The sequence below is a fragment of the Streptomyces sp. NPDC002884 genome, assembly GCF_040295245.1.
Classification (GTDB): Bacteria; Actinomycetota; Actinomycetes; order Streptomycetales; family Streptomycetaceae; genus Streptomyces.
Genome location: NZ_JBEOVB010000002.1, coordinates 673101 through 679100, shown reverse-complemented (window position 1 = coordinate 679100; position 6000 = coordinate 673101). Strand labels below are relative to the sequence as shown.

Here is a 6000-nt window from a genome sequence, read left to right as displayed (position 1 = left end):
CACCCGGGTGGTGGGGCGCGGGGGGGGCGGACCCGGGCGGGCGGCCCCGCCCGGCCGGGCGTTCGCCCGGATCGAGCCGGCCGCCGCGCCGGCGGGTGCCCCGGTCAGGCGCCGACGTAGGCCGCGAGGTGCTCGCCGGTGAGGGTGGAGCGGGCGGCGACGAGATCGGCCGGGGTGCCCTCGAAGACGATCCGGCCGCCGTCGTGGCCGGCGCCGGGACCGAGGTCGATGATCCAGTCGGCGTGCGCCATCACCGCCGGGTGGTGCTCCACGACGATGACCGACTTGCCGGCGTCGACGAGCCGGTCCAGCAGGCCGAGCAGCTGCTCGACGTCGGCGAGGTGCAGACCGGTGGTCGGCTCGTCGAGCACGTAGACACCGCCCTTCTCGCCCAGGTGGGTGGCCAGCTTCAGCCGCTGCCGCTCGCCGCCGGACAGCGTGGTGAGCGGCTGGCCGAGGCTGAGGTAGCCGAGCCCGACGTCGGCGAGCCGGCCCAGGATGCGGTGCGCGGCCGGCGTGCTCGCCTCACCGGCGCCGAAGAACTCCTCCGCCTCGCTCACGGACATCGCGAGCACCTCGCTGATGTCGCGGCCGCCGAGGTGGTACCCGAGGACCGCGGCCTGGTACCGCTTCCCCTCGCACTCCTCGCAGGTGGTGGCCACGCCCGCCATCATCGCCAGGTCGGTGTAGACGACGCCGGCGCCGTTGCACGTCGGGCAGGCGCCCTCGGAGTTGGCGCTGAACAGTGCCGGCTTCACGCCGTTGACCTTCGCGAACGCCTTGCGGATCGGGTCGAGCAGGCCCGTGTACGTCGCCGGGTTGCTGCGTCGGGAGCCGCGGATCGCGCCCTGGTCCACCGACACCACGCCCTCGCCGGCCGGGATCGACCCGTGCACGAGCGAGCTCTTGCCGGAGCCCGCCACGCCGGTGACCACGCAGAGCACCCCCAGCGGGACGCCGACGTCGACATTGCGCAGGTTGTGCGCCGTCGCGTCCCGGATTTCCAGCGTGCCGGTGGGCTTGCGCACGGTCTCCTTGACGGCGGCCCGGTCGTCGAGGTGGCGGCCGGTGATGGTGTCGCCGGACCGCAGACCCTCGACGGTGCCCTCGAAGCAGACGGTGCCGCCCGCCGTGCCGGCCCCGGGGCCGAGATCGACGACGTGGTCGGCGATCGCGATGGTCTGCGGCTTGTGCTCCACGACGAGCACCGTGTTGCCCTTGTCACGCAGCCGCAGCAGCAGGTCGTTCATCCGGCTGATGTCGTGCGGGTGCAGTCCCGTGGTCGGCTCGTCGAAGACGTAGGTGACGTCGGTGAGCGAGGAGCCGAGGTGGCGGATCATCTTGACGCGCTGGGCCTCGCCGCCCGACAGCGTGCCCGACGGCCGGTCGAGCGAGAGATAGCCGAGACCGATCTCCACGAACGACTCCAGGGTGTGCTGGAGTGCGGTGAGCAGCGGCGCCACCGAAGGCTCGTCGAGGCCGCGGACCCATACGGCCAGGTCGCTGATCTGCATCGCGCAGGCGTCGGCGATGCTGACCTTCTCGATCTTCGACGACCGGGCGCCCTCGCTGAGCCGGGTCCCGTCGCAGTCCGGACAGACGGTGAACGTCATCGCCCGCTCCACGAACGCCCGGATGTGCGGCTGGAGCGCCTCGATGTCCTTGGCCAGCATCGACTTCTGGATCTTCGGGATCAGGCCCTCGTACGTCAGGTTGATGCCGTCGACCTTGATCTTCGTCGGCTCCTTGTGCAGGAGGTCGTGCAGCTCCTTCTTGGTGAACCGGCGGATCGGCTTGTCCGGGTCGAAGAACCCGCAGCCGCCGAAGATGCGGCCGTACCAGCCGTCCATGCTGTAGCCGGGGATGGTGAGCGCGCCCTCGTTGAGCGACTTGCTGTCGTCGTAGAGCTGGGTGAGGTCGATGTCGGAGACCGTGCCGCGGCCCTCGCAGCGGACGCACATGCCGCCGGTGCGGGAGTAGGTGGCCTTCACCGTCTTCTTGGCGCCGCGCTCGACGGTGATGCCGCCGCTGGCCCGGACCGTGGCGGTGTTGAAGGAGTACGCGGTGGGCGGGCCGATGTGCGGCTGCCCGAGCCTGCTGAAGAGGATCCGCAGCATCGCGTTGGCGTCGGTGGCGGTGCCGACGGTGGAGCGGGGGTCGGAACCCATCCGCTGCTGGTCGACGATGATCGCCGTCGTCAGCCCTTCGAGCACGTCGACCTCGGGCCGCGCCAGCGTCGGCATGAAGCCCTGGACGAACGCGCTGTAGGTCTCGTTGATCAGCCGCTGCGACTCCGCGGCGATCGTGTCGAACACCAGTGAGCTCTTGCCCGAGCCGGAGACGCCGGTGAACACCGTCAGACGGCGCTTCGGGATCACGATGCTGACGTCCTTGAGGTTGTTCTCGCGGGCGCCGTGCACGCGGATCAGACCGTGGCTGTCGGCGACGTGCCGCGCAGGCGACGGGTCCGTCTTCTTGGCCATGCTCATCGTCTCTCCATCTGCTGTCCGGGACCGCCTTCGCGGGCTGGGGCGTCGCCTGGCTCGATCTGACCGACGCCACGCTAGCTGTGACCCGATGACCGGCGCTTCTCGAATACTGATCGGTTCGGTCGCGTTCAGGTTCGGACAGGGGGCGGACAGTAAGCGACAACGCGCGGCGCGGGCGGGCCGGAGGCGCTGAGATGGCCTGATTCGTCGTGCGGGATGAGGTGGAAGATGGCCGACGTGATACGAGCGGAACCAGCGCGGCGCGCGGGCACGGGGGCGGGCGCGGGAGCGGGCACCGCGAAACGGAGCATGAAACAGCAGGCTCAGCAGAAACGGTGCGGCTGCGGAGCGCCCTCGTCGGAGGGTGCGGTCGGCGGGGCCGAGGAAAGGTTCCGGGGGCTTCTGGAGGCGGCCCCCGACGCCATGGTCATCGTCGACGACTCCGGCATCATCAGACTCGTCAACGCCCAGACCGAGGCCCTGTTCGGGCACGGCCGGGAGGAGCTGCTCGGCCAGCCGGTCGAACTGCTCATCCCGCACCGGTTCCACGGCCAGCACACCGCGCACCGCAGCGGGTACACGGCCAACCGCCAGGTGCGTCCGATGGGCGCCGGCCTCGAACTGCACGGGCTGCGCAAGGACGGTACGGAGTTCCCCGTCGAGATCAGCCTGAGCCCCCTGGAGACGGCGGACGGGCTCCTGGTGTCGGCGGCCGTGCGCGACGTCAGCGACCGCAAGGCGGCCGAGGCGCGCATCAACGAGCTCGCCGCGCTCGTGGAGTCCTCGCAGGACGCGATCCTCGCCCACACCCTCGACGGGTACATCACCTACTGGAACGCGGCCGCGCAGCGCCTGTACGGCTACACGGCCGAGGAGGCCATCGGCCGGCACGTCTCGCTGCTGGCCCCGTCGGAGCTGCGGGGCGAGATCCACGACCTGCTCCAGCGGCTGCGGCACGCCGAGAAGGTCGAGCACTACGAGACGCTGCGGATGACCAGCACCGGAGTGCTGCGCGACGTGGACGTCACGCTGTGGCCGACCCGGGACACCCAAGGCACCGTGGTCGGGGCGTGCGCGATCGTGCGGGACATCAGCGACCGCAAGCGCGCGGAGGCCGAGCTCACGGCCCTGTACGAGCAGCAGCGGCACATCGCCCTGACGCTCCAGCGCAGTCTGATGGGCACTCCGCCCGCGCTGCCCGGCCTGGCCACCGCGAGCCGCTACCGGCCCGCCACCCAGGGCGCCGGTGTGGGCGGCGACTGGTTCGACCTGATTCCGCTGGGCGCCGACCGGGTGGGGGTGCTGATAGGCGACGTGATGGGCCGCGGGCTGGAAGCGGCCGCCGTGATGGGCCAGTTGCGGTCGGCCGCGCACGCGCTGGCCAAGACCGGTATGCAGCCACGGCAGTTGATGCGGGCACTGGACACCTGCGTCGCCGACCTCGACGTGCCGGACCAGCTCGTCACCTGCTGCTATCTGGTGATCGCCCCGGACGCGGGCACGGTCACGGTGTGCTCGGCGGGACACCTTCCGGTACTGGTCGCCGGGGTGGGCGAGGGCATCAGCCCCCTGCCCTGTCCGGTCAACGCCCCGCTCGGCGTGGGCGACATCCTGTACGAGCAGTCCAGTTCGGAGATACCTCCCGGAGCCACGCTGGTGCTCTACACCGACGGTCTGATCGAGACGCCGGGCAGCGACATCGAGGTGCGGATCGGCGAACTGACCTTGTTGCTGAACGAGTTGTTCGTCGGAACACCTTGTCTGGAGGCCGCGGCGGACCATGTCCTCGCGGGTCTGCTGCCGGACGCCGACGGCCACAACGACGACGTGACCCTGCTGCTCGCGCAACTGCCGGCCGCTCCGCTGGCCGCCGTCACCACCCATCTCCCGGCCACCCCGGCCTCCGTGCCGGAGGGGCGGGCCTTTCTGCACAAGGCACTGACCTCGTGGAACTGCACGGACCGGACGGACGACGCGCTCCTGCTGCTGTCGGAGACGCTGACGAACGCCGTCCAGCACTCCGAGGGCCCGATCGGCCTGCATCTGCACCGCACCGCCACCGACCTCACGGTCGAGGTCAGCGACCCCAGCCCGCAGCTCCCCCAGCCGCGGGTGGCGGTCGAGGACGCGGAGTCGGGGCGCGGCCTGATCCTGGTCCGCGCCCTCGCCGCCGGCTGGGGGGTGCGGCCGACGGACGAGGGCAAGACGACCTGGTTCACGCTGAAGCTGTGAGCCCCCGGGGCGGTCCGCCGAAGGCCGGCGCGAAGGCGTCCAGGTGCGCCTGGACGTACGGCACGGCCACCGCCCGCAGTTCCAGCTCGCCGTCGACGAAGGCGGGCTGGACGTTGACCTCGAAGACGACCCCGCCGTTCTCCACGGCCAGGTCGACACCGGCGAAGGGGAGCCCGACCGACGCGGTGGCCGCGACGGCGAGTTCGGCGAGCCGGGGCTGGAGATCACGCGGGGAGATGTGGACGGCGGTGGCGCCCTGGCAGGTGTTGCAGGGAGTGTCCATCGCCGGCTGCAGGTGCTCGCGGGCGTGCACGACGCGGTCGCCCAGGACGAAGACACGGAACTGGTGCCGCCGGCCGTCGGCGGTGATGTTGCCCGCGTCGCGGGACAGCAGCCAGTCGGTGCCGCGCTCGGCGTAGTAGGCGGCGGCCTGCTCCAGCTGGGCGGGGGTGGTGACATGGAAGGTGTCGTTGCCGCCGGTGCCGACGACGGGCCGGGCCCAGGTGTCCCGGCCGAGCCGGTCGAACGTGTCGGCCGCGTCCCGCGGCGAGGGCCGGGACAGCACGGCGGTCTCCATCTGGGCGACCCCGTCCCGGACGAAGCGTTCGACGGTGAGGTTCTTCTCGGTCGCGGTCCGCCAGGCGTCGGGGCCGGCGGCCAGGGTCACCACGTCGTGGCTCTCCAGGAGCTCCTGGAAGCCGGCGAGGGCCCGCCGGTGGTGCGGCGGGATCTCGTAGAGCAGCACGACGTCGGGCACGAAGTCCAGCCGCTCCTCGGGGACCTGGAGCCGTAACCGGCCTCCGTCGCGGACGCCGCGGCCGGTTCCGCCGGTCGCGAAGTGCCGGGAGTCGACCCGGACGGGCGGGGCGCCGGTGAGCAGTTCCACGGCGTCGGCGAGGTACTCACGGCAGCCTTCGGGAGAGGTGGGGTCGGCGATCAGGGCGATGCACGGTCGGGCCACAGCGGCCTCCAGCGGCTATGGACGCGCGCTCGTACCGCGGACGGGCCCTCACACGGCACGAGCGGTGTCACGGATGGTGTCTGTCGCGCGGGTGGTCGTCGCACCCGTCGCCCTGGGAGCCGCTCCGGTGCGCGGAGCCGCGCCCGGGTCCGGACGCGTGCCGGTCGGGGGCGAGGACGACTGGTGACCACGGGGGTGGGACTCGCCCCGCCGGATCCGCGCGCAGGGCTGGCCGACCACTGTAAGCACCGGGCGGGACGCCTCACCAGGGCGCACGACGGCCTGCCCGCTGCCCCTCCCCCTGCGCCGTCCGCCCCG

At 72.0% G+C, this 6000-nt stretch carries 3 protein-coding genes; 1 reads left to right on the top strand and 2 read right to left on the bottom strand.

The genetic code is table 11. From position 1 onward, the window contains the following. Positions 1 to 104 precede the first annotated feature (104 nt). Positions 105 to 2489 (bottom strand): ATP-binding cassette domain-containing protein, encoded by a 2385-nt coding sequence (locus ABT070_RS07390; RefSeq protein ID WP_451099788.1) that lies wholly within the window; start codon positions 2487 to 2489, stop codon positions 105 to 107. A 309-nt stretch (positions 2490 to 2798) separates the two neighbouring features. Here ABT070_RS07390 and ABT070_RS07385 point away from each other — a divergent pair, with 309 nt between their 5' ends. Beyond that, positions 2799 to 4721, top strand: a complete 1923-nt coding sequence (locus ABT070_RS07385; RefSeq protein ID WP_351755947.1) for a PAS domain S-box protein — start codon at positions 2799 to 2801, stop codon at positions 4719 to 4721. Here the strand turns inward: ABT070_RS07385 and ABT070_RS07380 are convergent. Beyond that, a complete protein-coding gene (locus ABT070_RS07380) occupies positions 4705 to 5682 on the bottom strand; it encodes an ATP-grasp domain-containing protein (RefSeq protein WP_351755944.1) in 978 nt (325 codons plus the stop codon). The two genes, ABT070_RS07385 and ABT070_RS07380, sit on opposite strands and share 17 nt — an antisense overlap. Positions 5683 to 6000 lie beyond the last annotated feature (318 nt).

Coding starts and splice junctions, on each gene's coding strand:
- ABT070_RS07390 (WP_451099788.1), bottom strand. CDS start 2,489: ATGAGCATGGCCAAGAAGACGGACCCGTCGCCTGCGCGGCACGTCGCC.
- ABT070_RS07385 (WP_351755947.1), top strand. CDS start 2,799: ATGAAACAGCAGGCTCAGCAGAAACGGTGCGGCTGCGGAGCGCCCTCG.